General features: G+C 63.5%; 22 protein-coding genes and 2 pseudogenes. 12 read left to right on the top strand and 12 right to left on the bottom strand.

The genetic code is table 11. From position 1 onward, the window contains the following. Positions 1 to 1,113: an ABC transporter permease gene (locus QN085_RS01050; protein WP_013974728.1), complete on the top strand. Its 1,113-nt coding sequence runs from the start codon at positions 1 to 3 to the stop codon at positions 1,111 to 1,113. 181 nt (positions 1,114 to 1,294) lie between these two features. On the opposite strand, the gene QN085_RS01045 is transcribed toward QN085_RS01050, so the two are convergent. Next, positions 1,295 to 1,699, bottom strand: a complete 405-nt coding sequence (locus QN085_RS01045; RefSeq protein WP_003259380.1) for a flagellar basal body-associated protein FliL — start codon at positions 1,697 to 1,699, stop codon at positions 1,295 to 1,297. A gap of 169 nt (positions 1,700 to 1,868) precedes the next feature. Here QN085_RS01045 and QN085_RS01040 point away from each other — a divergent pair, with 169 nt between their 5' ends. Then, positions 1,869 to 2,846, top strand: coding sequence for an NADPH:quinone oxidoreductase family protein (locus tag QN085_RS01040; protein WP_024087892.1), 978 nt, complete (start codon positions 1,869 to 1,871; stop codon positions 2,844 to 2,846). 114 nt (positions 2,847 to 2,960) lie between these two features. Here the strand turns inward: QN085_RS01040 and QN085_RS01035 are convergent, their stop codons facing one another. From QN085_RS01035 to trxA, 5 genes are all read right to left on the bottom strand, one after another. Beyond that, positions 2,961 to 3,611 (bottom strand): gamma-glutamylcyclotransferase, encoded by a 651-nt coding sequence (locus QN085_RS01035; RefSeq protein ID WP_023661272.1) that lies wholly within the window; start codon positions 3,609 to 3,611, stop codon positions 2,961 to 2,963. A gap of 246 nt (positions 3,612 to 3,857) precedes the next feature. Then, positions 3,858 to 4,826 (bottom strand): CDP-6-deoxy-delta-3,4-glucoseen reductase, encoded by a 969-nt coding sequence (locus QN085_RS01030; protein WP_013974732.1) that lies wholly within the window; start codon positions 4,824 to 4,826, stop codon positions 3,858 to 3,860. Beyond that, positions 4,826 to 6,292 carry a 4-hydroxy-3-polyprenylbenzoate decarboxylase gene (ubiD, locus tag QN085_RS01025; RefSeq protein ID WP_013974733.1) on the bottom strand — a complete coding sequence of 489 codons (1,467 nt, stop codon included), beginning with the start codon at positions 6,290 to 6,292 and terminating at the stop codon, positions 4,826 to 4,828. Before ubiD ends, QN085_RS01030 begins: the two co-directional genes overlap by 1 nt. 201 nt (positions 6,293 to 6,493) lie before the next feature. After that, the gene (gene rho, locus QN085_RS01020; RefSeq protein WP_003253661.1) at positions 6,494 to 7,753 is read right to left on the bottom strand and encodes a transcription termination factor Rho; all 1,260 of its coding nucleotides are present in this window, start codon (positions 7,751 to 7,753) and stop codon (positions 6,494 to 6,496) included. A 328-nt stretch (positions 7,754 to 8,081) separates the two neighbouring features. Continuing rightward, a complete protein-coding gene (trxA, locus tag QN085_RS01015; protein ID WP_003253660.1) occupies positions 8,082 to 8,411 on the bottom strand; it encodes a thioredoxin TrxA in 330 nt (109 codons plus the stop codon). A 254-nt stretch (positions 8,412 to 8,665) separates the two neighbouring features. On the opposite strand from trxA, the gene ppx reads away from it, so the two are divergent. Then, a complete protein-coding gene (gene ppx / locus QN085_RS01010) occupies positions 8,666 to 10,168 on the top strand; it encodes an exopolyphosphatase (protein ID WP_004375529.1) in 1,503 nt (500 codons plus the stop codon). On the opposite strand, the gene ppk1 is transcribed toward ppx, so the two are convergent. Beyond that, a complete protein-coding gene (gene ppk1 / locus QN085_RS01005; RefSeq protein ID WP_023661269.1) occupies positions 10,155 to 12,395 on the bottom strand; it encodes a polyphosphate kinase 1 in 2,241 nt (746 codons plus the stop codon). The two genes, ppx and ppk1, sit on opposite strands and share 14 nt — an antisense overlap. Positions 12,396 to 12,608: 213 nt before the next feature. Here ppk1 and QN085_RS01000 point away from each other — a divergent pair, with 213 nt between their 5' ends. Then, positions 12,609 to 13,253: a DedA family protein gene (locus QN085_RS01000; protein ID WP_015272245.1), complete on the top strand. Its 645-nt coding sequence runs from the start codon at positions 12,609 to 12,611 to the stop codon at positions 13,251 to 13,253. Between the two features lie 549 nt (positions 13,254 to 13,802). Here the strand turns inward: QN085_RS01000 and QN085_RS00995 are convergent. Continuing rightward, positions 13,803 to 14,183: pseudogene (locus QN085_RS00995) on the bottom strand (sterol desaturase family protein); the annotation flags it as partial. Positions 14,184 to 14,493: 310 nt separating this feature from the next. Between QN085_RS00995 and elbB the strand changes: the two are divergent. Then, positions 14,494 to 15,153, top strand: a complete 660-nt coding sequence (elbB, locus tag QN085_RS00990; RefSeq protein WP_023661266.1) for an isoprenoid biosynthesis glyoxalase ElbB — start codon at positions 14,494 to 14,496, stop codon at positions 15,151 to 15,153. A gap of 180 nt (positions 15,154 to 15,333) precedes the next feature. Here elbB and QN085_RS00985 read toward each other — a convergent pair. After that, positions 15,334 to 15,785 (bottom strand): annotated as a pseudogene (locus QN085_RS00985) (YaiI/YqxD family protein). A 172-nt stretch (positions 15,786 to 15,957) separates the two neighbouring features. Between QN085_RS00985 and QN085_RS00980 the strand changes: the two are divergent. Next, entirely contained in the window at positions 15,958 to 18,813 is a 2,856-nt protein-coding gene (locus QN085_RS00980; protein ID WP_023661831.1) for a class I adenylate cyclase, read from the top strand. Between the two features lie 117 nt (positions 18,814 to 18,930). On the opposite strand, the gene rnk is transcribed toward QN085_RS00980, so the two are convergent. From rnk to cyaY, 3 genes are all read right to left on the bottom strand, one after another. Next, positions 18,931 to 19,341: a nucleoside diphosphate kinase regulator gene (gene rnk / locus QN085_RS00975; protein ID WP_023661830.1), complete on the bottom strand. Its 411-nt coding sequence runs from the start codon at positions 19,339 to 19,341 to the stop codon at positions 18,931 to 18,933. 146 nt (positions 19,342 to 19,487) lie between these two features. After that, positions 19,488 to 19,712 carry a DUF1289 domain-containing protein gene (locus QN085_RS00970; RefSeq protein ID WP_013974742.1) on the bottom strand — a complete coding sequence of 75 codons (225 nt, stop codon included), beginning with the start codon at positions 19,710 to 19,712 and terminating at the stop codon, positions 19,488 to 19,490. A 1-nt stretch (position 19,713) separates the two neighbouring features. Continuing rightward, positions 19,714 to 20,046, bottom strand: a complete 333-nt coding sequence (cyaY, locus tag QN085_RS00965) for an iron donor protein CyaY (RefSeq protein WP_004375540.1) — start codon at positions 20,044 to 20,046, stop codon at positions 19,714 to 19,716. 296 nt (positions 20,047 to 20,342) lie between these two features. On the opposite strand from cyaY, the gene lptM reads away from it, so the two are divergent. Genes lptM through QN085_RS00935 form a run of 6 tightly spaced genes read left to right on the top strand, consistent with a single transcriptional unit; the run spans position 20,343 to position 24,965 of the window. Continuing rightward, complete coding sequence (lptM, locus tag QN085_RS00960) at positions 20,343 to 20,558, top strand: LPS translocon maturation chaperone LptM (RefSeq protein ID WP_023661829.1); 216 nt, start codon at positions 20,343 to 20,345, stop codon at positions 20,556 to 20,558. Positions 20,559 to 20,567: 9 nt separating this feature from the next. After that, positions 20,568 to 21,815, top strand: a complete 1,248-nt coding sequence (lysA, locus tag QN085_RS00955; protein ID WP_015272250.1) for a diaminopimelate decarboxylase — start codon at positions 20,568 to 20,570, stop codon at positions 21,813 to 21,815. 4 nt (positions 21,816 to 21,819) lie between these two features. Then, on the top strand, positions 21,820 to 22,650 hold the full coding sequence (gene dapF / locus QN085_RS00950) for a diaminopimelate epimerase (protein ID WP_013974744.1): 831 nt from the start codon (positions 21,820 to 21,822) through the stop codon (positions 22,648 to 22,650). A 13-nt stretch (positions 22,651 to 22,663) separates the two neighbouring features. Then, the gene (locus QN085_RS00945) at positions 22,664 to 23,374 is read left to right on the top strand and encodes a DUF484 family protein (protein ID WP_015272252.1); all 711 of its coding nucleotides are present in this window, start codon (positions 22,664 to 22,666) and stop codon (positions 23,372 to 23,374) included. Then, on the top strand, positions 23,374 to 24,273 hold the full coding sequence (xerC, locus tag QN085_RS00940) for a tyrosine recombinase XerC (protein WP_013974746.1): 900 nt from the start codon (positions 23,374 to 23,376) through the stop codon (positions 24,271 to 24,273). The genes QN085_RS00945 and xerC overlap by 1 nt, the downstream gene beginning before the upstream one ends. Then, on the top strand, positions 24,270 to 24,965 hold the full coding sequence (locus tag QN085_RS00935; protein WP_038410237.1) for an HAD family hydrolase: 696 nt from the start codon (positions 24,270 to 24,272) through the stop codon (positions 24,963 to 24,965). Before xerC ends, QN085_RS00935 begins: the two co-directional genes overlap by 4 nt. Positions 24,966 to 25,065: the final 100 nt, after the last annotated feature.

Below are 25,065 nucleotides of genomic sequence, written 5' to 3'. Positions count from 1 at the left end.
ATGTCACGCCTGAACCACACTCTGCGTCTTGGCCTGAAAGAGCTGACCAGCCTGCGCCATGACAGCGTGCTACTGCTGTTCCTGCTGTATGCCTTCAGCGTGGCCATTTACATGCCGGCAGCCGGCTCGGTGATCGGCGTGCACAACGCCAGCGTCGCGATGGTGGACGAAGACCACAGCCTGCTATCGCGCAAGCTTGGTGAAGCCCTGCAACCACCCGAGTTCCAGCCCGCCGTGCCACTGCCCCCACAGCGTCTGGACCAGGCCATGGACAGCGGCCAGTACACCTTCGTGATCAACGTGCCGGTGAACTTCCAGAGCGACCTGCTGGCCGGGCGCTCGCCGGAACTGCAGATCTATGTCGACGCCACGGCCATGAGCCAGGCGTTCATGGGTGCCGGCTACATCGGCCGCATCTTCGAACGCGAGTTGCTCGACTACAGCCAGCGCAGCAACACACAGAGCCCGGTGGTAATAAACGCCAAGGCTCTGTTCAACCCCAACCTAGAGGGCGGCTGGTTCCTTGCGGTGATCCAGATCGTCAACAACATCACCATCCTGGCGATCATCCTCACCGGCACCGCGTTGCTGCGCGAGCGCGAGCACGGCACCCTCGACCACCTGCTGGTGCTACCGCTGACCGCGCTGGAAATCATGCTGGCGAAGATTGCCAGCAACGCGCTGGTAGTTGTGATCTGTACCTGGATTTCGCTGGTGGTGGTGGTCAAGGGCGCGCTTGGCGTGCCGCTGTCCGGTTCGATGGGCCTGTTTCTGGCCGTGACGGCGCTCTACCTGTTCGCCAGTACCGCACTGGGCATCTTCCTCGCCACCCTGGCGCGCTCGACGCCACAATTCGGCCTGCTGGCGATCCCGGTAATCATCCCGATGCTGTTGCTGTCCGGCGGCAGCACACCGCTGGACAGCATGCCGCAGTGGCTGCAGTGGGTGATGCAGGGGTCGCCGTCGACGCACTTTGTCAGCCTTGGTGCCGCAATTCTGTTTCGTGATGCCGGTTGGACGGTGGTGTGGCCGGACATCCTGGCACTGGCCGTGATCGGACTGGTGTTCTTCGGCGTGGCGCTGGCGCGGTTTCGCCGAAGCCTGGCGTCCTGATCCCCCCATACCCGGCTCAAAATCTGAAAGATTGCGCGATTCCTGTGGGAGCGGGTTTACCCGCGAACACCGGCGCAGCCGGTGCCATGCACCGCGTTGGATTCTTCGCGGCTAAAGCCGCTCCCACAGGGATCGCGCCACAGTGCGGATTGCGCTGTTCCTGAGAGAGCCGGCTTGCCGGTCACTGCACGATCAGGTTGTTGAACAACAAGTCTTCAACGATCGGTTTGCCCTCTTCGGCTTCCATCACCTGCTGCACCTGTTTCAGCGCTTCCTGGCGAAGATGCTCCTTGGCCTCGACATTGCTCATGCTGTCCACCGACTGTTGGGTGAACAGCGCCACCAGCTGGTTGCGGATCAGCGGCTCGTGGTGCTTCACCGCCTTGGCGGCTTCGTCGCCGGTCACGCGCAGGGCCACGTCGGCCTTGTACACGCGCAGCCGCGGGCTACCGTCGAGGGCGTAGTTGCCCACAAAGGGCGGGCTCAGGCTGATGTAGGCGACTTTCGGCGCCCCTTCCTTGGCTTCCTCGCCCATGGCCGCAGCCGGCAGCAGCAGCGCCAGCACCATCAAGATCCACGCTTTCAAGAATTCGCTCCTCAATACAGTTGGTGCCAGCTTACCCAGCATGCCGCTCAAACCCAAGCCCGTGCTTGTGCCGCCGCTTATGCCTGCACATCAGGGCGCCCCATGCTCGTTGACCGGGCAGGCGGCCCTCCTACACTTATCGGCCACGACCCGCAAAGGAATAGCCCCGATGAAAGCTGTGTTGTGCAAAACCCTGGGCCCGGCGCGCGACCTGGTGCTGGAAGAGGTGGCCAGCCCGGTGCCGAAGAAAAACGAGATCCTGCTGGATGTGCAGGCCGCAGGGGTCAACTTCCCCGACACCCTGATCATTGAAGGCAAGTACCAGTTCCAGCCACCGTTGCCGTTCTCCCCCGGCGGCGAGGCAGCGGGCGTGGTGGCCGCAGTCGGGGAAAAGGCCGGCGCGTTCAAGGTCGGTGACCGGGTCATGGCGCTGACCGGCTGGGGTGCATTCGCCGAGCAGGTGGCGGTACCGTTCTACAATGTGTTGCCGATCCCGGCGAGCATGGACTTCACCACTGCCGCGGCATTCGGCATGACCTACGGCACCTCCATGCACGCCCTGCGCCAGCGCGGCCAGTTGCAGGCGTGCGAGACCCTGTTGGTGCTGGGTGCGTCCGGCGGGGTCGGCCTGGCGGCGGTGGAGATCGGCAAGGCCATGGGCGCGCGGGTGATCGCGGCCGCCAGCAGTGCGGAAAAACTGGCCGTGGCCAAGGCAGCCGGCGCGGATGAACTGATCGACTACAGCCAGGCCAGCCTGCGTGACGAGATCAAGCGCCTGACTGGCGGCCAGGGCGTAGACGTTATCTACGACCCGGTGGGTGGCGAGTTGTTCGAGCAGGCCGTACGCGGGCTGGCCTGGAATGGCCGGTTGCTGGTGGTGGGCTTTGCCAGCGGGAACATCCCGCAGCTGGCGGCCAACCTGGTGTTGCTCAAGGGTGCGGCGGTGCTCGGGGTGTTCTGGGGGGCGTTTGCCCAGCGTCAGCCGGAAGACAATGCGGCCAACTTCCGGCAGCTGTTTGCATGGCATGCCGAAGGCAAGTTGAAGCCGCTGGTGTCGCAGACTTATCCACTGGCTGAGGCAGGGGCTGCCATTGAAAAGTTGGGGCAGCGTCAGGCTGTGGGTAAGTTGGTGGTGCTGGCCAGGTAAGACAGTTCCGGCCTTTTCGCGGGTGAACCCGCTCCCACAAGGACCGCACCGCCCTCAAGGAATGTGCAGTACCTGTGGGAGCGGGTTCACCCGCGAAAAGACCGGCACAGGTGATCAAATCTCCCGCAGGTTATGGCAGCGCCTGAAACGCGCCTCCAGGTTGCGATCGGGCATCTGGTGGCTGCGCAGGGCATTCAGGGTCTGCTCGACATAATCACGCGTGGTGCCATAGCGCCCCTTGGCACTGGCCAGGATCTGGCTTAGCAGGGTGTCCGGCAGGTTCCCGGCATAGCACGGCAAATGCCGCTCCAGCACGAAGCCCAGGGCCTGCACCTTGCTGCCATCATCCAACCGGCAGCTGAGCCAGTGCGGCCGGTACGCCGGGTACGGCATCTCGCGCTGCCACAAGGCCATCAGCGAATCGTCCAGGCTGCTGTCATCCAGCCGGTAGGCAAAACCGCTGCAGGAGCCACCACGGTCCAGGCCGAACACCAGGCCAGGGGTTTCCGGGGTGCCACGGTGCTCATGCGACCACAGGTACAAGCCACGGTGGTAACCATGTACCCGCGCGCGTTGGCGTTCCACCGAGTTGCACTCCGGCCGCCAGATCAACGAACCATAGGCGAACAGCCACACCGGCCCACCCTGATGGCGAGACATGGTTGTCTTCATGGAGTTGAACAACTGTTCGCGAGTATGTTGCTGACCGAAGTCGAGTGTCGGTGGATATGAAACTTCCCAGGACATACTTTCAAGTGCCGACATAAGCTGCCGCCATTATCCCTGTGAACTACGGATGTAGCGAGATTCGATTAAGATGCGACCCCAAGCCTCTGTACCAGGGGCGCTTGCAGTAACCATAGGACAGAAGTGCAGAAATACTCAAGCCCTCCCGCCAGAGTTTCATCCTCGCTCCCGACGACTGGAAAGTACTGTTTCAGCAACTGTGAAAGTTATTAGCCAAGGCGGTAACAATTACCGCCTTATACCAATACTTTCAAACTCCAGTTATTAGCCGCGCGGTGCGTAGGCAAACACATCGGCACGCATGCGATGCGCATCCATGCCGGCTTCGACCAAGGCGTCGAGCGTGGCATAGATCATATTCGGCGAGCCGCTGGCATATACATGCACGCTGTTGAGATCGGCGATGTCTTCGCAGACCGCCTCATGCAGCATGCCGCAACGGCCTTCCCAACCGCACAGGTCGCTGACCACCTGGTGCAGGAACAGGTTGGGCAGGCGCTGCCATTCGTCCCAGTGCTCGATCTGGTAGAAGTCCTCGGGCCGACGCACGCCCCAGTACAGGTGCACCGGGTGCTTGAAACCCTGTGCCCGGCAATGCTCGACCAGGCTGTGCATCTGACCCATGCCGGTGCCAGCAGCGATCAGCACCAGCGGCCCATCGGGCAACTCGGCCAGGTGAGTGTCACCGAACGGCATTTCAATGCGCGCCAGGCCGTCGCGCTTGAGCTGCTCGATAAGTTGCAGCGCACTCGGCTCGCGCGCCAGCACATGCAGCTCCAGCTCGCGCCCGGCATGGGGTGCGGAAGCCAGCGAAAACGCCGCCTGCTTGCCGCCTTCGCGCTCGATCATCAGGTACTGCCCCGCGTGATAGCGCGGCGGCCTACCAGCCGGCGCGCGCAACCGCACGCGCCAGACGTCGCCACCGACCTCGACGCACTCACTGACACTGCACGCCAGTTTGCGCACCGGCAGCTCGCCAAGGGCGAGCACACCATCCCAGAGCAACACGCAGTCCTCCAGCGGTTCGGCAATGCAGGTGAACAGCTCGCCATGGTCGCGGACTTCACCGTCCTGGCGTACCCGGCCTTCGACCAACAACGCGGCGCAGACATGGCAATTGCCATTTCGGCAGCTGTTCGGGCAGTCATAGCCCAGCCGCCGCGCTCCATCCAGGATCCGTTCCCCGGGTTCGAGCGCCAGCACCGCCCCGGACGGCTGCAACGTTACCTGCATCAATCTATTCCCAACTGATCCCACAGCTCATCGATACGGCGGGTGACGGCTTCGTCCTTGACGATGACCCGTCCCCATTCGCGTGTAGTCTCGCCCGGCCACTTGTGCGTGGCATCCAGGCCCATCTTCGACCCCAGCCCGGATACCGGTGACGCGAAGTCCAGGTAGTCGATCGGGGTGTTGTCGATCATCACCGTATCACGCTTGGGGTCCATGCGTGTGGTGATGGCCCAGATCACGTCATTCCAGTCACGGGCATTGATATCGTCATCGGTGACAATAACGAACTTGGTGTACATGAACTGTCGCAGGAACGACCACACACCCAGCATCACGCGCTTGGCGTGGCCCGGGTACTGCTTCTTCATGGTCACCACCGCCATGCGATACGAGCAGCCTTCCGGTGGCAGATAGAAATCGACGATTTCCGGGAACTGCTTCTGCAGGATCGGCACAAACACTTCGTTCAGCGCCACGCCGAGGATCGCCGGCTCATCTGGCGGGCGGCCGGTGTAGGTGCTGTGGTAGATCGGTTTCTGCCGATGGGTGATGCGCTCGACGGTAAACACCGGGAAGCTGTCCACTTCGTTGTAGTAGCCGGTGTGGTCGCCATACGGGCCTTCCGGGGCCATTTCGCCCGGGTGGATCACGCCTTCCAGGATGATTTCGGCGGTGGCCGGTACCTGCAGGTTGCTGCCCCGGCACTTGACCAGTTCGGTGCGGTTGCCACGCAGCAGGCCGGCGAAGGCGTACTCGGAGAGGGTGTCCGGCACCGGGGTCACGGCGCCGAGGATGGTGGCCGGGTCGGCGCCCAGGGCCACGGCGACCGGGAACGGCTGGCCAGGGTTCTTCTCACACCATTCGCGGTAGTCCAGGGCGCCGCCACGGTGGCTGAGCCAGCGCATGATGACCTTGTTGCGGCCGATAACCTGCTGGCGGTAGATGCCCAGGTTCTGACGGTCCTTGTTCGGGCCGCGGGTGACGGTAAGGCCCCAGGTGATCAGCGGTGCCACGTCGCCCGGCCAGCAGTGCTGGATTGGCAGGGCGCCGAGGTCGACGTCATCGCCCTCGATGACCACTTCCTGACACACCGCGTCCTTGACCACTTTCGGCGCCATCGACACGACTTTCTTGAAGATCGGAAGCTTGGACCAGGCATCCTTCAGACCCTTCGGAGGCTCGGGCTCCTTGAGGAAGGCCAGCAGCTTGCCGATTTCCCGCAGTTCATCGACCGACTCGGCACCCATGCCCATGGCCACACGTTCCGGGGTGCCGAACAGGTTGCCCAGCACCGGGATGTCGAAGCCAGTGGGCTTTTCGAACAGCAATGCAGGGCCCTTGGCACGCAAGGTGCGGTCGCAGACCTCGGTCATTTCCAGGACGGGGGAGATCGGAACCTGGATGCGCTTGAGCTCGCCGCGCTGTTCCAGGCCACGGATGAAGTCGCGCAAGTCGCGATACTGCATGCAGAAGCCTCATGTTGGCCGTATCGGTCGGGGGTGCAGAGTGTAGCGCCGTTCAGTGCTTAATAGCCAAAAATGACTTGGGGCCGCTTCGCGCCCCATCGCGACACAAGGCCGCTCCTACAGGGAATGCGTAATCCTGTAGGAGCGGCCTTGTGTCGCGATGGGGCGCGAAGCGGCCCCATAAATTCCGGCCTGAAACGCTTACTTGCGCTTCATCGACAGGAAGAACTCGTCGTTGGTCTTGGTCTGCTTGAGCTTGTCGACCAGGAACTCGATGGCGGCGATTTCGTCCATCGGGTGCAGCAACTTGCGCAGGATCCACATGCGCTGCAGCTCGTCGTCGGCAGTCAGCAGCTCTTCGCGGCGGGTACCGGAGCGGTTGATGTTGATGGCCGGGAACACGCGCTTCTCGGCGATGCGGCGGTCCAGAGGCAGCTCCATGTTGCCGGTGCCCTTGAACTCTTCGTAGATCACTTCGTCCATCTTCGAGCCGGTTTCGACCAGCGCGGTAGCGATGATGGTCAGCGAACCGCCTTCCTCGATGTTACGCGCGGCGCCGAAGAAGCGCTTCGGCTTCTCCAGGGCGTGGGCGTCGACACCACCGGTCAGTACCTTGCCGGAGCTCGGGATCACGGTGTTGTAGGCACGCGCCAGACGGGTGATCGAGTCCAGCAGGATGACCACGTCCTTCTTGTGCTCGACCAGGCGCTTGGCCTTCTCGATTACCATTTCGGCAACCTGCACGTGGCGGGTTGGCGGCTCGTCGAAGGTGGAGGCAACCACTTCGCCGCGCACGGTGCGCTGCATTTCGGTCACTTCTTCCGGGCGCTCGTCGATCAGCAGGACGATCAAGTGGCACTCGGGGTTGTTACGGGTGATGTTGGCCGCGATGTTCTGCAGCATGATCGTCTTGCCCGCTTTCGGCGGAGCAACGATCAGGCCACGCTGGCCTTTGCCGATCGGGGCGCACAGGTCGATGACGCGGCCGGTCAGGTCTTCGGTGGAGCCGTTACCGGCTTCCATCTTCAGGCGCTTGTTCGGGAACAGCGGCGTCAGGTTTTCGAACAGGATCTTGTTCTTCGCGTTTTCCGGGCGGTCGAAGTTGATGGTGTCGACCTTCAGCAAGGCGAAGTAACGCTCCCCTTCCTTCGGCGGGCGGATCTTGCCGACGATGGTGTCGCCGGTACGCAGGTTGAAGCGGCGGATCTGGCTGGGCGAGACGTAGATATCGTCAGGGCCGGCCAGGTAGGACGCATCAGCCGAACGCAGGAAACCGAAACCATCCTGGAGAATCTCCAGCACGCCGTCACCCGAGATCTCTTCGCCGCTTTTCGCGTGCTTCTTCAGCAGGGCGAAAATCACGTCCTGTTTGCGCGAACGGGCCATGTTTTCGATGCCCATCTGTTCGGCCATTTCCAAAAGATCGGTAATCGGCTTTTGCTTGAGTTCAGTCAGGTTCATAAGGGGAATGACGTAATCATGTAAGAAGGGAGAATTAAGCTTCTGGCTTAATGAGGCCGCGCCGCTAGATGGCGACAAGATCGCGTACTGATTCGAATTAGGGATGCTTCGGCGACGGCGTGTAGAGGGCACTGGAGAAGCAGTGCGAGGCCGAATGTAACACTTGCTTTTTTCGACGTCTAGTGGTTTTGACCGGGTAAATCGTGCCATGTGGGAGCGGGTTTACCCGCGAAGGCGGCAGCGGGTTCGGCATCGAATTCGCGGGTAAACCCGCTCCCACAGGCCCTTCGGGCAAAGAAAAGCCCCGCATCTGCGGGGCTTTTTCACATCACAGGTGGGCGTCGAGGAACGCGGCCAGCTGCGATTTGGACAGGGCGCCGACCTTGGTGGCTTCGACGTTGCCGTTCTTGAACAGCATCAGCGTCGGGATACCACGCACGCCGTGCTTGGCCGGGGTTTCCTGGTTCTCGTCGATGTTCAGCTTGGCGACGGTCAGTTTGCCCTCGTAGGTGGAGGCGATGTCGTCCAGTACCGGAGCGATCATCTTGCATGGACCGCACCATTCAGCCCAGTAGTCGACCAGTACGGCGCCTTCGGCCTTAAGGACATCGGCTTCGAAGGAGGCGTCGGTGACATGTTTGATCAGATCGCTGCTCATGGATATCTCCAGGGTCGTAAGCAAAAAAACGTGGCCCATGATAGCCGTACCCACGCCCGACAGGAAGCCACGGACGATTGAGTGTAACTATAGTTGTGCAAGACGCCACGAATCGAAACTGTCATACAAACGTCATAGCATCGAATGGCACATTGCCTTGCATCAAGGCCAGCTCAATGGCTGTGTACCACGCGTTGGCGACAGCCTGCTATCGTGGCACGATTGCCGGGTTAACGACCGAGAAAAACCAGATCATGCCGCATACCATCGCGAAGAACCTGTCCCTGATTGCCGCCATCGACCTTGGCTCCAACAGCTTCCACATGGTCGTGGCCAAGGCCCACCATACCGAAATCCGCATTCTCGAGCGGCTCGGCGAGAAGGTTCAGCTGGCCGCTGGCATCGACGAAGAACGCATGCTCAGTGAAGAGGCAATGGAACGAGGCCTGGATTGCCTCAAGCGCTTTTCCCAACTGATCAACGGCATGCCGGCAGGCTCCGTGCGCATCGTCGGTACCAACGCCTTGCGCGAAGCGCGCAACCGCAACGAATTCATCCAGCGCGCCGAAGCCATCCTTGGCCACCCGGTCGAGGTGATCTCCGGCCGTGAAGAAGCGCGCCTGATCTACCTGGGCGTGTCGCACACCCTGGCCGATACCCCCGGCAAGCGCCTGGTGGCCGATATCGGTGGCGGCAGTACCGAGTTCATCATCGGCCAGCGCTTCGAGCCGCTGCTGCGCGAAAGCCTTCAGATGGGCTGTGTAAGCTTCACCCAGCGCTACTTCCGCGACGGCAAGATAACCCCGGCCCGCTACGCCCAGGCCTACACCGCCGCGCGCCTGGAGCTGATGAGCATCGAGAATGCCCTGCACCGCCTGACCTGGGACGAGGCCATCGGCTCGTCCGGTACCATTCGTGCCATCGGCGCCGCCATCAAGGCAGGCGGCCTGGGCAATGGCGAGGTCAACGCCGAAGGGCTGGCCTGGGTCAAGCGCAAGCTGTTCAAGCTGGGAGAGGTCGACAAGATCGACTTCGAAGGCGTCAAGCCGGACCGCCGCACCATCTTCCCGGCGGGCCTGGCGATTCTCGAAGCGATCTTCGATGCCCTGGAACTGCAGCGCATGGACCACTGCGACGGCGCCCTGCGCGAAGGCGTACTGTTCGACCTGCTGGGCCGCCACCACCACGAAGATGTGCGGGAACGCACCCTGAACTCGCTGATGGAGCGCTACCACGTGGATCAGGGCCAGGCTGCACGCGTCGAGCGCAAGGCATTGCACGCCTTCGACCAGGTGGCCGACGCGTGGGACCTCAAAGACGGGAACTGGCGCGATCTGCTGGGCTGGGCGGCGAAAGTGCACGAAATCGGCCTGGATATCGCCCACTACCATTACCACAAGCACGGCGCCTACCTGATCGAGCACTCCGACCTGTCGGGCTTCTCCCGCGAGGACCAGCAGATGATGGCCTTGCTGGTACGCGGCCATCGCCGCAACATCCCAAAGGACAAGATCGCCGAACTGGGCGAGGAAGGCGTCAAGCTGCTGCGCCTGTGCGTGCTGCTGCGCTTCGCCATCCTGTTCCACCACATCCGTGGCAATCAGCAGATGCCGAAGGTCGAGCTCAAGGCTGCCGACAGCAGCCTCGATGTGGCCTTCCCTGAGGGCTGGCTGGAACAGAACCAGCTGACCCAGGCCGACTTCGCCAACGAGGCGGAGTGGCTGGCCCGGGTCGGCTTCGTCCTCAGCGTACGTTGAGGACCGGGTTGCTCAGGCGCTCCAGCAGGGTCGCCTGGGCACTGCGCGGGTTCTGGTTGCCGGTCGGCGTGCTGCGCACATAGCGCCCGTCCGGCTGCAGGGTCCAGGCATGGGTGTTATCGGTCAGGTAGCCTTCCAGCTCCTTCTTCACCCGCAGCAACAGCTTCTTGCCTTCCACCGGGAAGCAGGTCTCGACGCGCTTGTCGAGGTTGCGCTCCATCCAGTCGGCACTGGACAGGTAGATCTGCTCTTCGCCGCCATTGAGGAAGTAGAACACCCGCGTGTGCTCGAGGAAGCGGCCGATGATCGAGCGCACCTGAATGTTGTGCGAAACCCCCGGAATGCCTGGGCGCAGGCAGCACATGCCACGCACCACCAGATCGATCTTCACGCCCGACTGGCTGGCCTTGTACAGCGCCTTGATGACCTTGGCGTCGGTCAGCGAGTTGAACTTGGCAATGATATGCGCCGGCTTGCCTTCGAGGGCGAACTGGGTTTCCCGCGCGATCATGTCGAGCATGCCCTTTTTCAGGGTGAACGGCGCGTGCAGCAGTTTTTTCATGCGCAGGGTCTTGCCCATGCCGATCAGCTGGCTGAACAGCTTGCCGACGTCCTCGGTGAGGGCGTCGTCGGAGGTCAGCAGGCTGTAGTCGGTATACAGGCGGGCGTTGCCGGCGTGGTAGTTACCGGTGCCCAGGTGCGCATAACGCACGATCTCGCCGTGCTCTCGGCGCAGAATCAGCATCATCTTGGCGTGGGTCTTGAAGCCGACCACGCCGTAGATCACCACCGCACCGGCCGCTTGCAGGCGGCTGGCCATCTGCAGGTTGGACTCTTCGTCGAAGCGCGCCCGCAACTCGATCACCGCAGTGACCTCCTTGCCGTTACGCGCCGCGTCCACCAGTGCGTCGACGATTTCCGAGTTGGCCCCGGAACGGTACAGAGTCTGGCGCACGGCAAGCACGTGCGGGTCCTTGGCGGCCTGGCGCAGTAGGTCGATCACCGGGGTAAAGGACTCGAACGGGTGCATCAGCAGGATGTCCTGCTTGCCGATCACGCTGAAGATGTTGTCGGCGTTCTGCAGCAGCTTGGGGATCGCCGGGGTGAACGGCGTGTACTGCAGCTCGGGGTGGCTGTCCAGGCCGGTGATGCTGAACAGGCGGGTAAGGTTGACCGGGCCGTTGACCTGGTACAGCTCGCTTTCGCTGAGGCTGAACTGCTTGAGCAGGTAGTCCGACAGGTGTTTCGGGCAGGTGTCGGCCACCTCCAGGCGAACGGCGTCACCGTAGCGGCGCGAGAAAAGCTCGCCGCGCAGGGCGCGGGCCAAGTCATCGACCTCTTCGGAGTCCAGCGCCAGGTCGGCGTTACGGGTCAGGCGGAACTGGTAGCAGCCCTTCACCTTCATGCCCTGGAACAAGTCGTCGGCGTGCGCGTGGATCATCGACGACAGGAACACATAGTTGGCGCCCGGGCCACCCACATCTTCCGGCACCCGGATGACCCGCGGCAGCAGGCGCGGGGCCGGGATGATCGCCAGGCCCGAATCGCGGCCGAAGGCATCGACACCCTCGAGCTCGACGATGAAGTTGAGACTCTTGTTCACCAACAGCGGGAACGGGTGGGTCGGGTCCAGCCCAATCGGAGTGATGATTGGGGCGATTTCGTCGCGGAAGTAGCGACGCACCCAGGTCTTGAGCTTGGGTGTCCAGTAACGCCGGCGGATGAAGCGGATATGGTGCTTTTCCAGCTCTGGCAGCAGTACGTCGTTGAGGATCGCGTACTGGCGCTCCACTTCGCTGTGCACCAGGTCGCTGATGCGCGCCAGCGCCTGGTGCGGCTGCAGGCCGTCGGCACCGGCCTGTTCACGGGCAAAGTTGATCTGCTTCTTCAGGCCGGCGACGCGGATCTCGAAGAATTCGTCGAGGTTGCTGGAGAAGATCAACAGGAACTTGAGGCGTTCGAGCAGCGGATAGTTCTCGTCCAGCGCCTGCTCCAGCACACGGATATTGAACTGCAGCTGCGAGAGTTCGCGATGAATGTACAGGCTGCTGTCGTCCAGGCCTGGGATGACGATCGCCGGGGCCGGCGCAGGGGCCGGGGCCGCAGTCTCTGCCACCGGCTCGGCAGGCAGGGGCGCTGGCGGCAGGTCTGGCGGGGTCTGCACCATCTCTTCGGGGAGTTCCTGAGCATCCTTGATTGCGACAGGGGTTAGCACTTCATTATTCATCTGGCGTTCCTGAGGACGTTAACGCCCTATCATCTATTGAGCGGCAAGATAAGCGCCCATTATGACGCCTGTGTTACACGCCAGGGCAAGCCGTGGCGCGTGGCTTCTGGCATTCTCCAAGCAGGAATTGTTCATGTCGAGACACATCTGGACACTTTCACGAACGCGCGCGAAGGGGTAGGCTTCGCGTTCATTTCGCCAGCACCTCAGAAAATGCTTCAACAATTCCTGCAGGATTTCGGCTACTTCGCCCTTTTTCTAGGCACCTTCTTCGAAGGCGAGACCATCCTGGTGCTTGCAGGATTCCTTGCGTTCCGCGGTTACATGGACATCAACCTGGTGTGTCTGGTGGCATTTTTCGGCAGCTATGCCGGCGACCAGCTGTGGTACTTCATGGGCCGCCGCCACGGGCGCAGGATCCTGGCGCGCAAGCCACGCTGGCAGGCGATGGGTGACCGGGCGCTGGACCACATCCGTCGCCACCCCGACATCTGGGTACTGAGTTTCCGCTTCGTCTATGGCTTGCGCACGGTCATGCCGGTGGCCATTGGCCTGTCCGGCTACCCGCCACGCCGCTATCTGCTGCTGAACGGTATCGGCGCGGCCATCTGGGCAGTGGCCCTGGGCGCGGCCGCGTATCACTTCGGCGCCATCCTTGAAGGCCTGCTGGGCAACGTGAAGCGCTACGAGCTATGGGTGCTCGGTGGCCTGTTGGCGCTGGGCGGCCTGTTGTGGCTGCGCCGGCGCTTCCGCACGTTGCGCGCGGAGCGCAAGGCGGCGGGCAAAGCCCAGGCCCCAGAGGCTGAGCAAGCTGTAAGCCACGAGGAACAACCAGGTCGGCGGCACGACCACCGCTAGGCCCAGTGCGCCTGCCAGGTACAGCGCCGGCGCATTCGCCAGCAACCGTACCAACTCCAGGCGCATGGCCCATGGTCGGTTCTCCAGCAGCGCACCAAGTACGAACAAGCCAAACGCCATCAGCGCCCAGCCAAGTACCAGGGCGGCGGTTGGCACGCGCTCGGCCACCTCCATCAGATAGCTGCCTAGCGCCACGTAACTCACGAATTGCGCCGCCACATAGGCCTGCTGCGCACGGCCCAAGGCAACCTCGAACTTGCGAAATAACGCCAGCTCCTGCTTGGCCTGCGGGTAGCGTGCGGCCACATCGGCCGGGCGCCAGCCGGTGGGCATGAACCAGATGCGCAGCTTGTCCCACAGGCTGTCGGCGCGCCGGGCGTCGTGCCAGAGCTGGGCATAGAACTGCAGGTTGGCCCACAGCGGGTTCCAGCTGGCCAGCGGCGTGGTCACCCCGAACACCACCGGCTCGGCTGGGTCCTCCTCTTTGAAGGTGCCGAACAGACGATCCCAGAGAATGAACACGCCGCCGTAATTGCGATCCAAGTAAGCAGGATTTTGCGCATGGTGGACGCGATGGTTGGATGGCGTGATCAACACCCACTCAAGCCAGCCCAGCTTGGGAATGTGCCGGGTATGCACCCAGAACTGGTACAGCAGGTTGAGCGACGCCACCGTGATGAACACCAGCGGCGGCACACCGAGCAACGCCAGCGGCAGGTAGAACAGCCACGAGAAGATGAACCCGCTGCTGGTCTGGCGCAGCGCCGTGGTGAGGTTGTATTCCTCGCTCTGGTGATGCACCGAGTGCGCAGCCCACAGCACGTTGCGCTCGTGGCCAAGACGATGCAGCCAGTAGTAGCAGAAGTCGTACAGGACAAAGGCCAGCAGCCACACCCACCAGGCCTGCGGCGGCAGGCGCAGCAACGCCATGTGCTCGAACGCCAGGGCATAGGTCACCAGCCCCACCCCTTTGGTCAGCAAACCGGTACTGGTCGACAGCGCACCGGTGCTGAGGCTGTTGATCGAGTCGGCCAGGGTGAAGTTGCGCTGGCCGCGCACACGGTCGGCCAGCAGTTCGACGGCGATAAGCACGAAGAAGAACGGCACGGCCAGCAGGATCAGGTCCATGGGTACGACCTCAGGTGTTATCCGCCAAGATTAGGCCGCGCTTGCAGGAATCCCTATGGCTACATCTGCCAAACTAGAGGACATTTAGCGCCTCGACAGTGGAGTAAAAAGCATGACAAAAAAAGTAGCGGTGATTCTTTCCGGCTGTGGCGTTTATGACGGCGCCGAAATCCACGAAAGCGTGATCACCATGCTGCGCCTCGACCAGCGTGGTGCGCAGGTGCAGTGCTTCGCGCCGAACATTGCGCAGATGCATGTGATCAACCACCTGACCGGCGAGGAAATGCCCGAATCGCGCAATGTGCTGGTGGAGTCGGCACGCATTGCCCGCGGCGAGGTCAAGGACATCCGCGAGGCCAAGGCCGAAGACTTCGATGCGCTGATCGTGCCGGGCGGTTTCGGGGCGGCGAAGAACCTGTCCAACTTTGCCATGGAAGGCGCCAACTGCAGCGTCCACCCAGATGTGCTGGCCCTGGCCGAAGCCTTTGCCGGTGCCTGCAAGCCGGTTGGCCTGATCTGCATCTCGCCGGCGCTGGCGGCGAAGATCTACGGGCCAGGCGTGGTCTGCACCATCGGTACCGACGCTGGCACTGCGGCGGCCGTGCAGAAGATGGGTGGCACTCATGAAGAATGCGATGTGCACGATATTGTCGAGGACACCCAGCGCAAGCTGGTGACCACCCCGGCGTACATGGAGGCCAAGTCGATCAGTGAAGCGGCTGGCGGGATCTACAAGCTGGTGGATCGGGTGCTGGAGCTGACGCACGAGTAACTGGTGCAAGATTCAGAATCTGACGCGGTCCCTGTGGGAGCGGCCTTGTGTCGCGAAAGGGCCGCAGCGCGGCCCCGGCAATTTATGCGGCGAAGCTGAAAATCCTGGGGCCGCTTCGCGGCCCTTTCGCGACACAAGGCCGCTCCCACACGTCGTGTCCATCCTGCCAGCCGGGTCGCTTCAGGGTTTGGACAACCGGGCGATGATCCGGTCCAGCGCATTGGCAAACGCCTGCTTCTCGCGCTCGCCATAAGGCGCCTGCCCTCCCCCCACCTGGCCCTGCTCGCGCAACTCGGTAAACAAGTTGCGCGCCGCCAGCCGGTCACCCATGTTGCGTTCGTCGAACTCGCGCCCGCGGGGTCCAGCGCCGCCACGCCCTTTTTCACCAGGCGGTCGGCCAGCGGCACGTCACTGCAGATCACCAACTCACCAGGCACGGCGTGCTCCACCAGGTAATCGTCGGCTGCGTCCATGCCGCTGGGTACCACGATCAGGCGCACGATAGCGAACGCCGGCTTGGCCACAGCCTGGCCCGCCACCATCACTACCTCGAACTTGCGCTTGAGGGCGAACTTGACGATCAGATCCTTGGCTGCCTTGGGGCAGGCGTCGGCATCGATCCACACACGCATCGGAAAACCTCGCAATCAGCTTGAGGCCCCCATCATGCCTCAAGCGCAACGAAAGCTGCAGCAGTCACCCATGGGCGCTGGAAAAATGGCGCCAATATTTCAATTGCCGCTTATCCGACCTCGCCACTCAGGCTACACTCGCCACAGCCCCGCTGGCCTGCCCGAGTGCGCAATGAACCACCCCCACGAAATCCGCCCCGACCTGGACGAAGGCATCGACCGCAAGGTCCTGGCGACATTGCGTGCGCGCTTCCTGCGGCTCAACCAAGGCCGGCTGCAGCGGGCCCTGGAGGGCCTGTCGACGCGCCAGCAACAGGTGCTGACACTGCTGCCGCTGCTGTTTCATGTGAACCACCCGTTGCTGCCGGGCTATGTCTCCGGCAGCACCCCTGCCGGCGTATCGGGCTACGAGCCAGGCGCCGATCTTGTAGTCGAGGCACAGCGTCTTGCCCGCTCGTTCACCTACAAGGCCCGTCATGGCAATCCGCCGCGGCCGATCCACGGCCTGTTCCTGATGGGCAGCCTGGGCTCACTGGCCCAAGCCGAGCAAAGCGACATGGACCTGTGGGTTTGCCACGCCCCGGGCCTGGCCGATGAGCTGCTGGACGAACTGCGCCGCAAATGCCAGCTGCTTGAGGCATGGGCGGAAAGCCTGGGTGCCGAGGCGCACTTTTTCCTGATCGACACGCAAGGTTTCGCCCAAGGCCAGCGCGAAGGCCAGCTCGGCTCCGACGATTGCGGCACCACCCAGCACTATCTGCTGCTGGACGAGTTCTACCGCACCACTATCTGGCTGGCCGGGCGCACGCCACTGTGGTGGCTGGTGCCGGTCTACCAGGAACACGATTACCACACCTATACCCAGACCCTGCTGTCCAAGCGTTTCATCCGCAGCCAGGACGCCCTCGATCTCGGCAACCTGGCGCACATCCCGCCCGGCGAGTTCGTCGGCGCCGGCTTGTGGCAGCTGTTCAAAGGCATCGACTCGCCCTACAAGTCGCTGCTCAAGCTGCTGCTGACCGAGGCCTATGCCAGCGAGCACCCCACCGTTCGCTGCCTGAGCCTGGACTACAAGCAGGCAGTGTTCGCCAACCAGCTAGACCTCGACGAGCTGGACCCCTACGTGATGGTGTACCGGCGCATCGAGCGCTACTTGCTGCAGCGTGGCGAACACGCGCGCCTGGAGCTGGTGCGGCGCAGCCTGTACCTGAAGGTTAACAAGAAGCTCAGCGACCCGACCCGGGCCAATGGCTGGCAACGCCGGCTGTTGCAGCGCCTGGCCGACGAATGGGGTTGGGACGAGCGCCAGCTGGCCCTGCTGGACAGTCGCAATCAATGGAAGGTGCAGCAGGTTGCCATCGAGCGCCGTGAACTGGTGGCCGAACTGAACCATAGCTACCGATTTCTCAGCCAGTTCGCTCGCACCCAGAACGCCAGCAGCCGCGCCGACCAACGCGATCTCAATGTGCTGGGCCGGCGCCTTTACGCCGCCTTCGAGCGCCGCGCCGGCAAGGTCGAAGTCATCAACCCCGGTATCGCCCCGGACCTGGCCGAAGGCACCCTGACCCTGGTACAAGCGCCTAATCGCAAGGAGCCCGGCAGCCATCACTGGGAGCTGTACACCGGCAACCTGAGCCCCCATGAGGTGGACCACTTCAGCCCGCTCAAACGCTGCCGCGAGGTGCTCGAGTTGCTGACCTGGGCTTATCGCAATGGAGTGATCGACAGCAGCACGCGCCTGGCGCTGCACCCAGGTGTCAGCGACCTCAGCGAATTCGAGCTATTCAACCTGATCGGCTGCCTGCAGCAGAGCATTCCCCTGCCCTTGCCGACCGTCAGCGAGGTGCGCTTGTTGCAGCCGAGCGTTGCCGACGAGGTGCTGTTGCTGGTCAACGTCGCCATCGACCCGCTGCGCCACCACCGCGACCTGAACATCCTGATGACCACCGAGCGCACCGACTCTTTGAGCTACGCAGGCGTGCGCGAAAACCTGGTCCTGACCCTGGACCAGGTCATCCTCAACAGCTGGAACGAAGTACTGGTCCAGCGCTATGACGGCGAGCACGCACTGGTGCGCTGCCTCCGCGACTTCTTCAACAGCCCCGTGCCGCGCGGACACCGGCCGAAGGTGCGGGTGCGTTGCTTCTGCCAGAGCCGCGCCCAGGCCATCGGCCAACGCGTGGAGGAAATATTCGACACCGTACAACTGCTGCTGGACCAGGGCCTGAACCACCGCTACCTGCTACAGGTGGCCCAGCACACCCATGTGCTGGAGCTGATGGCCGGGCATGTCGGCCTCACCACCTTGGCCGAGCATGAGGCACTGCTGAACCATCTGGGCGAAGAACGCAGCGCCTACAGCCCACTGTACCTGGACGCCAACGCCCTGCAGGACCACGACCTGCCCCTGGTGCTGGAGCAAGGCCGGCCGTCCTGCATCCAGGTGTTCTACCGCCTGCAGGGTGGCTGGGCCGAGTTGTATGTGCTGGATGAATACAATGCCCTGTGGCAGCAACGCCTGCCGCTGCACGACGAAGCTCACTTGCTGTTGCCGCTGCAGCGTTTTCTGCGCTCGGTGGTGATGCGCCGTGATGCCCGGCTACCGCTGGACACCCAGCGCGCGGCTTCACTGGACATCCACTACGCGCAACTGTTGCCTTCCGGGCCAGGCAAGGCGCGCAGCATCGAGCCGCGCCAGGCGCCGGTCGAGGGTAGCGACCAGCCTTACTATGAGGTGCAGGCGATCATCCAGGCCGGGGTGGCAGGCGCGGCGCACGTGACGCTGTATTGCGACCAGCAGGAGTTTTCCGAACTGGAGCATGGTGAGCAGTTGTATGCGGTGGTGGCCCGGCAGATCATCGGGCAGCGACGTGGTGCAGGGCAGTACCGCTGCTACATCACGGACCTGGATTTGTCCGAGTTGCTGGATGACCAGCTGGGGTCGACGCAGCTGTACCTGCGCTACAAGCGGGAGCTGGAGCAGGCTTTGAACGAGGGGTTGGAGCAGGTTTTGGCAGAAGGATCCTGAGTTGCCGGGGGACACATGTGGGAGCGGGTTCACCCGCGAACACCGGCGAAGCCGGTGCCATACACCGCGTCGCCTTCTTCGCGGGTAAACCCGCTCCCACAGCGGCCCCCCTGGCCCTTACAAGTCGAAATCCCCCGCCGCTTCCGGCTGGTATTCCACTTCCAGCAGCTTCAGCTTGAGGGTCTTGCCCCCCGGGGCCGGCCAGTCGATCTGTTCGCCCACCGACAACCCCAGCAAGGCGCAACCGATCGGCGCCAGGATCGAGACCTTGCCTTCCGGCCCGGCATCCTTCGGGTACACCAGGGTCAGGTGGTAGTCCTTGCCGCTGGCTTCCTCACGGCAGTGCACGCGCGAGTTCATGGTCACCACACCAGCCGGGACTTCCTCGTGACCGACCACCTGCTCGGCGCGGTCCAGCTCGCCCTGCAGGGCGAGCACACCCGGCGTACTCTCGTCGAGGCTGTCGATCAGACGCTCCAGACGTTGTACGTCCAATCGGGTGAGGATGAGGGAAGGCTTGGTGCTCATGATCCAGTCAGACTCCTTTGAACAGGCGGTTTTCATCGTGCAGATAAAGCAAAACCCCGCCCAAGGGCGGGGTTTGTGAAGGCTTTGGCGTCACCGACGCAGAACCCGACGTTACCACAGCCGGGTAAATACTCAAGCCCCTGCGATCAGTGTGCCTTAGCCTGGTCGCGCAGGGCCTGGGCCTCGCGGCAAATCTGCCGGCGCCGTTCGTCATCGGCCGAACGCCATTCACGGATATGCTCGACATGCCGGTGGCAACCTGTGCACACCCGCTGTTCGTCCAGCCGGCAAACGCTGATGCACGGCGACGGCACGGCGGGGCTGACGTTGCTGTAGAGCGGTTTGGGCGGCCGGGCCTGGGTACTGCTCATGTCAGATCTCGTCGAAGTCCAGCTTCTCACCGGCCCGCTCCCAGACGATGCGCTCGAGCATTTCGCCCAGCAGCTCCTCGCTCTTCTCGCACACCCACTTGCCGCTTTCTTCGTCGTAGTCGAAGTGGAAACCGCCGGAACGGTCGGCCAGCCACAGCTGGCGCAGCGGCTCCTGGCGGCTGAAGATCAGCGTGCTGCCATTGTCGAACTTGATGGTCAGGACACCAGCGGAGTTCTCCATGTCCAGGTCCAGGCCGCTCTCGTCGAACAGGTCTTCCAGGGCCTGTTGGGTCGCGTCGACCAGATCATGGAAACGCGCTTCACTCAAACTCATTGCAGGAACCTCGAAATTGGCTGCGTTACAGGCAAGCCCGGCAAGATACGGGCGCTTGCCGCCGAATGCAAAGGTTTAGCCGCTACCTTCACTTGCCCCTTCGCGGCTAAAGCCGCTCCTACAGTACTGCACATGGCGTGAGGCCAATGCGGTCGAGGTGGGAGCGGCTTCAGCCGCGAAAGGGCCCTTGCAGGCGGTAAGAATAGCCCGCCCGGCGGGCCGGCCCTTGCATAGGCAAGCCGTCGGTCGCTCGGTATACTCGGGCGCAATACTGCATATTTCTAAGGATTTCACCCATGAAGCGCCTGATTTCCTCCCTCGCGGCGCTGGTCGCTGTTGCCTGCCTCGTTTCGGCCTGCGGCCAGAAAGGCCCGCTGTACCTGCCTGAAGACGGCAAGGACGGCAAGGCCAGCCACAAGTCGCACCAGCACCAGCCAAAAGCCAAGCCGGCCCCGACGCAGGAGCAGCAACCCGAGCTGCAGTCCGAGCCCGAGCAGTCGCCAGCGCAGTAAGGAAACCAGATGAACGCTTTCAACTACCGCGACGGCGAGCTGTTCGCGGAAGGCGTGGGCCTGTCGGCCATCGCCGAACGCTACGGCACCCCGACCTACGTGTATTCGCGCGCCCACATCGAGGCCCAGTACCGTAGCTACGCCGATGCACTGCAAGGCACCGAGCACCTGGTGTGCTTCGCGGTCAAGGCCAACTCCAACCTTGGCGTGCTCAACGTGCTGGCGCGCCTGGGCGCAGGCTTCGACATCGTCTCCGGCGGTGAGCTGGAGCGCGTGCTGGCCGCTGGCGGCCGTGCCGACCGCGTGGTGTTCTCCGGTGTCGGCAAGACCCGCGAGGACATGCGCCGTGCCCTGGAAGTCGGGGTGCACTGCTTCAACGTCGAATCCACCGACGAACTGGAGCGCCTGCAAGTGGTGGCCGCCGAGATGGGCAAGGTTGCCCCGGTCTCGCTGCGGGTCAACCCGGACGTCGACGCCGGCACCCACCCGTACATCTCCACCGGCCTGAAAGAGAACAAGTTCGGCATCGCCATCGCCGACGCCGAGGCCATCTACGTGCGGGCCGCGCAGTTGCCGAACCTGGAAGTGGTCGGCGTCGACTGCCACATCGGTTCGCAGCTGACCACCGTCGAGCCTTTCCTCGATGCCCTTGACCGCCTGCTGGTGCTGGTAGACCGCCTGGCCGAGTGCGGCATCCATCTGCGCCACCTGGACCTGGGTGGCGGCGTCGGCGTGCGTTACCGCGATGAGGAGCCGCCGCTGGTGGCCGACTACATCAAGGCGATCCGCGAGCGCGTCGGCGACCGCGACCTGGCCCTGGTGTTCGAGCCGGGCCGCTACATCGTGGCCAACGCCGGCGTCCTGCTGACCCGCGTGGAATACCTCAAGCACACCGAACACAAGGACTTCGCCATCATCGATGCGGCGATGAACGACCTGATCCGCCCGGCCCTGTACCAGGCCTGGATGGGTGTCAGCGCGGTCAAGCCACGCGCAGGCGAAGGCCGTGCCTACGACCTGGTCGGCCCGATCTGCGAGACTGGCGACTTCCTCGGCAAGGACCGCGTGCTGAACCTGGCCGAAGGTGACCTGCTGGCCGTACAGTCCGCGGGCGCCTATGGTTTTGTCATGAGCTCCAACTACAACACCCGTGGCCGTTGCGCTGAAATCCTGGTCGACGGCGACCAGGCCTTCGAAGTACGCCGCCGCGAGACCATCGCCGAATTGTACGCTGGCGAAAGCCTGCTGCCGGAGTAAGCCCATGCTGCTGCGTTTTACCAAGATGCATGGGCTGGGCAACGACTTCATGGTCCTCGACCTGGTCAGCCAGCACGCGCACATCCAGCCCAAGCACGCCAAGCAATGGGGTGACCGCCACACCGGCATCGGCTTCGACCAGTTGCTGATCGTCGAGGCGCCGAACAACCCGGAAGTGGACTTCCGCTACCGCATCTTCAATGCCGACGGCTCCGAGGTCGAGCAGTGCGGCAACGGTGCGCGCTGCTTCGCCCGCTTCGTGCTGGACAAGCGCCTGACCGCTAAAAAGCGTATCCGAGTGGAAACCAAGAGCGGCATCATCGAACTGGACGTGCAGAACGACGGCCAGATCAGTGTCGACATGGGCCCACCGCGCTTCATCCCTGCCGAAATCCCCTTCGTCGCCGATGAGCAGGCGCTGAACTACCCACTGGAAGTCGACGGCCAGGTGCATTCGATTGCCGCCGTGTCCATGGGTAACCCGCATGCCGTGCTGCGTGTCGACGACGTGCGTACCGCCCCTGTGCATGAGCTGGGCCCGAAGATCGAAAACCACCCACGCTTCCCGCAGCGGGTAAATGCCGGCTTCCTCCAGGTCATCGACCGCCACCGCGCCAACCTGCGGGTGTGGGAACGTGGTGCGGGCGAAACCCAGGCCTGCGGCACCGGCGCCTGCGCCGCCGCCGTGGCGGCGATCAGCCAGGGCTGGATGGACTCCCCGGTATCCCTCGACCTGCCCGGTGGCCGCCTGCACATCGAATGGGCCGGCCCCGGCAAGCCCGTGCTGATGACTGGCCCAGCCGTACGCGTCTACGAAGGACAGGTTCGTCTCTAAGCGAGTAACCGCCATGACCGATCAGCCCCAGGTTGTACCCCAGCAGTCCGCCGAGCTCGATGCCGAAGCGGTGGTCGCCTACCTGCGCGCCCACCCCACCTTCTTCGCCGAGCACGACGAGTTGCTGATCGAACAGCGCATCCCTCACCAGCGTGGCGACAGCGTGTCGCTGGTGGAGCGCCAGCTCAAGTTGCTGCGCGACCGCAACATCGAGATGCGCCACCGCCTGTCGCAACTGATGGACGTGGCCCGCGACAACGATCGGCTTTTCGACAAGACCCGCCGGCTGATCCTCGACCTGCTCGACGCCGGCAGCCTGGAGGAAGTGGTGATGGCAGTCGAAGACAGCCTGCGCCAGGAATTCCAGGTGCCCTTCGTCAGCCTGATCCTGTTCGGCGAAAACGTCGCGCCGGTCGGGCGCTGGGTGAGCAACGCCGAAGCGCAGCAGGCCATCGGTGCCCTGCTGGGCGGCGGCAAGACGGTCAGCGGCAACCTGCGCGAGCACGAGCTGGCCTTCCTGTTCGGTGAAGAACAGCGCCGGGAAGTGGGCTCCAGCGCCGTGGCTGCCCTGGAATACCAGGGCCTGCACGGGGTGCTGGCGATCGGCAGCCGCGACCCGCAACACTACAAGAGCAGCGTCGGCACCTTGTTCCTTGGCTACATTGCCGAGGTGCTTGGCCGCGTTGTGCCACGCGTTACCCAGACCCTGCGCCCGGTACGCTGATGGAACGCCAGCTGGAGGCTTATTGCGCACACCTGCGCAACGAGCGCCAGGTGTCCGAGCACACCCTGCTGGGCTACCGTCGCGACCTGGACAAGGTGGTCGCCTACTGCAAGGAGCACGGCATTGCCGATTGGCAGGCGCTGCAGATCCAGCAGCTGCGCCAGCTGATCGCCCGCCAGCACCACCACGGCCAGTCCTCGCGCAGCCTGGCCCGGCTGCTGTCGGCGGTGCGTGGCCTGTACCGCTATCTCAACCGCGAAGGCCTGTGCCAGCACGACCCGGCCAGCGGCCTGAGCGCGCCCAAGGGCGAACGCCGGCTGCCCAAGGTGCTGGACACCGACCGCGCCCTGCAACTGCTTGATGGCGGTGTCGACGATGACTTCATCGCCCGTCGCGACCAGGCCATCCTCGAACTGTTCTATTCGTCGGGCCTGCGCCTGTCCGAGCTGACCAACCTTGACCTCGATCACCTGGACCTCGCCGCCGGCCTGGTGCAGGTGCTGGGCAAGGGCGGCAAGGCCCGCGTGCTGCCGGTCGGCCGCAAGGCCCGCGAAGCCTTGCAGGCCTGGTACCGCCTGCGCGGCATCGGCAACCCGCGCGACCGCGCGGTTTTCATCACCCGCCAAGGCAACCGCATCAGCCCACGGGCCGTTCAGCAACGGGTGAAGGCGGCCGGTGAGCGCGAGCTGGGCCAGCACCTGCACCCACACATGCTTCGCCATTCCTTCGCCAGCCACGTGCTGGAATCGTCCCAGGACCTGCGCGCAGTGCAGGAGATGCTCGGCCACGCCGACATCGGCACCACGCAGATCTACACCCACCTGGACTTCCAGCACCTGGCCGCGGTGTACGACAGCGCCCACCCTCGGGCCAAACGCAGCAAAGGCACAGACTCATGAGCATCAAGCTGATCACCTTCGACCTCGACGACACCCTGTGGGATACCGCGCCGGTGATTGCCAGCGCGGAAGTCGTGCTGCGCGACTGGCTCGAAGCCAACGCCCCGATCCTTGGCGGCGTACCGGTGGAGCACCTGTTCGCCATTCGCGAGCGCCTGGTACAAGCTGAACCCGGCCTGAAGCACCGTATCAGCGCCCTGCGTCGACGGGTGCTGTTTCATGCCCTGGAAGAAGTCGGCTACAGCGAAAAACATGCGCAGGAGCTGGCCAACGAAGGTTTCGAAGTATTCCTGCATGCCCGCCACCAGGTGGAGATTTTCCCAGAGGTGCAGCCGGTGCTGGAGATCCTGCGCCATCACTACACCTTGGGTGTGGTCACCAACGGCAATGCCGACGTAAGCCGTCTCGGGCTGGCGGACTATTTCCGCTTTGCCCTGTGTGCCGAGGACCTCGGCATCGGCAAGCCGGACCCGGCGCCGTTCCTCGAAGCCCTGCGCCGCGGTGACGTGGAGGCCAGCGCAGCGGTGCACATCGGTGACCACCCGGGCGATGACATTGCCGGCGCCCAGCGCGCCGGGCTGCGGGCGGTGTGGTTCAACCCCCAGGGCAAGGCGTGGGCAGGCGAACAGGCGCCGGACGCCGAGATCCAGCGCCTGTCGCAGTTACCCGACATCCTCGCGCGCTGGCGCTGACAGGGGGCCGGCCCATTCGCGGGTAAACCCGCTCCCACAGGTTCACCACTGCTTTCAGGTCCTGCGCCGTCCTTGTGGGAGCGGGTTTACCCGCGAAGAG

This window comes from Pseudomonas sp. M2(2023) (genome assembly GCF_030263955.1).
GTDB lineage: Bacteria > Pseudomonadota > Gammaproteobacteria > Pseudomonadales > Pseudomonadaceae > Aquipseudomonas > Aquipseudomonas asiatica.
Note: the sequence above shows the minus strand (reverse complement) of the source record. Positions and strands in the feature narration are given on the sequence as shown.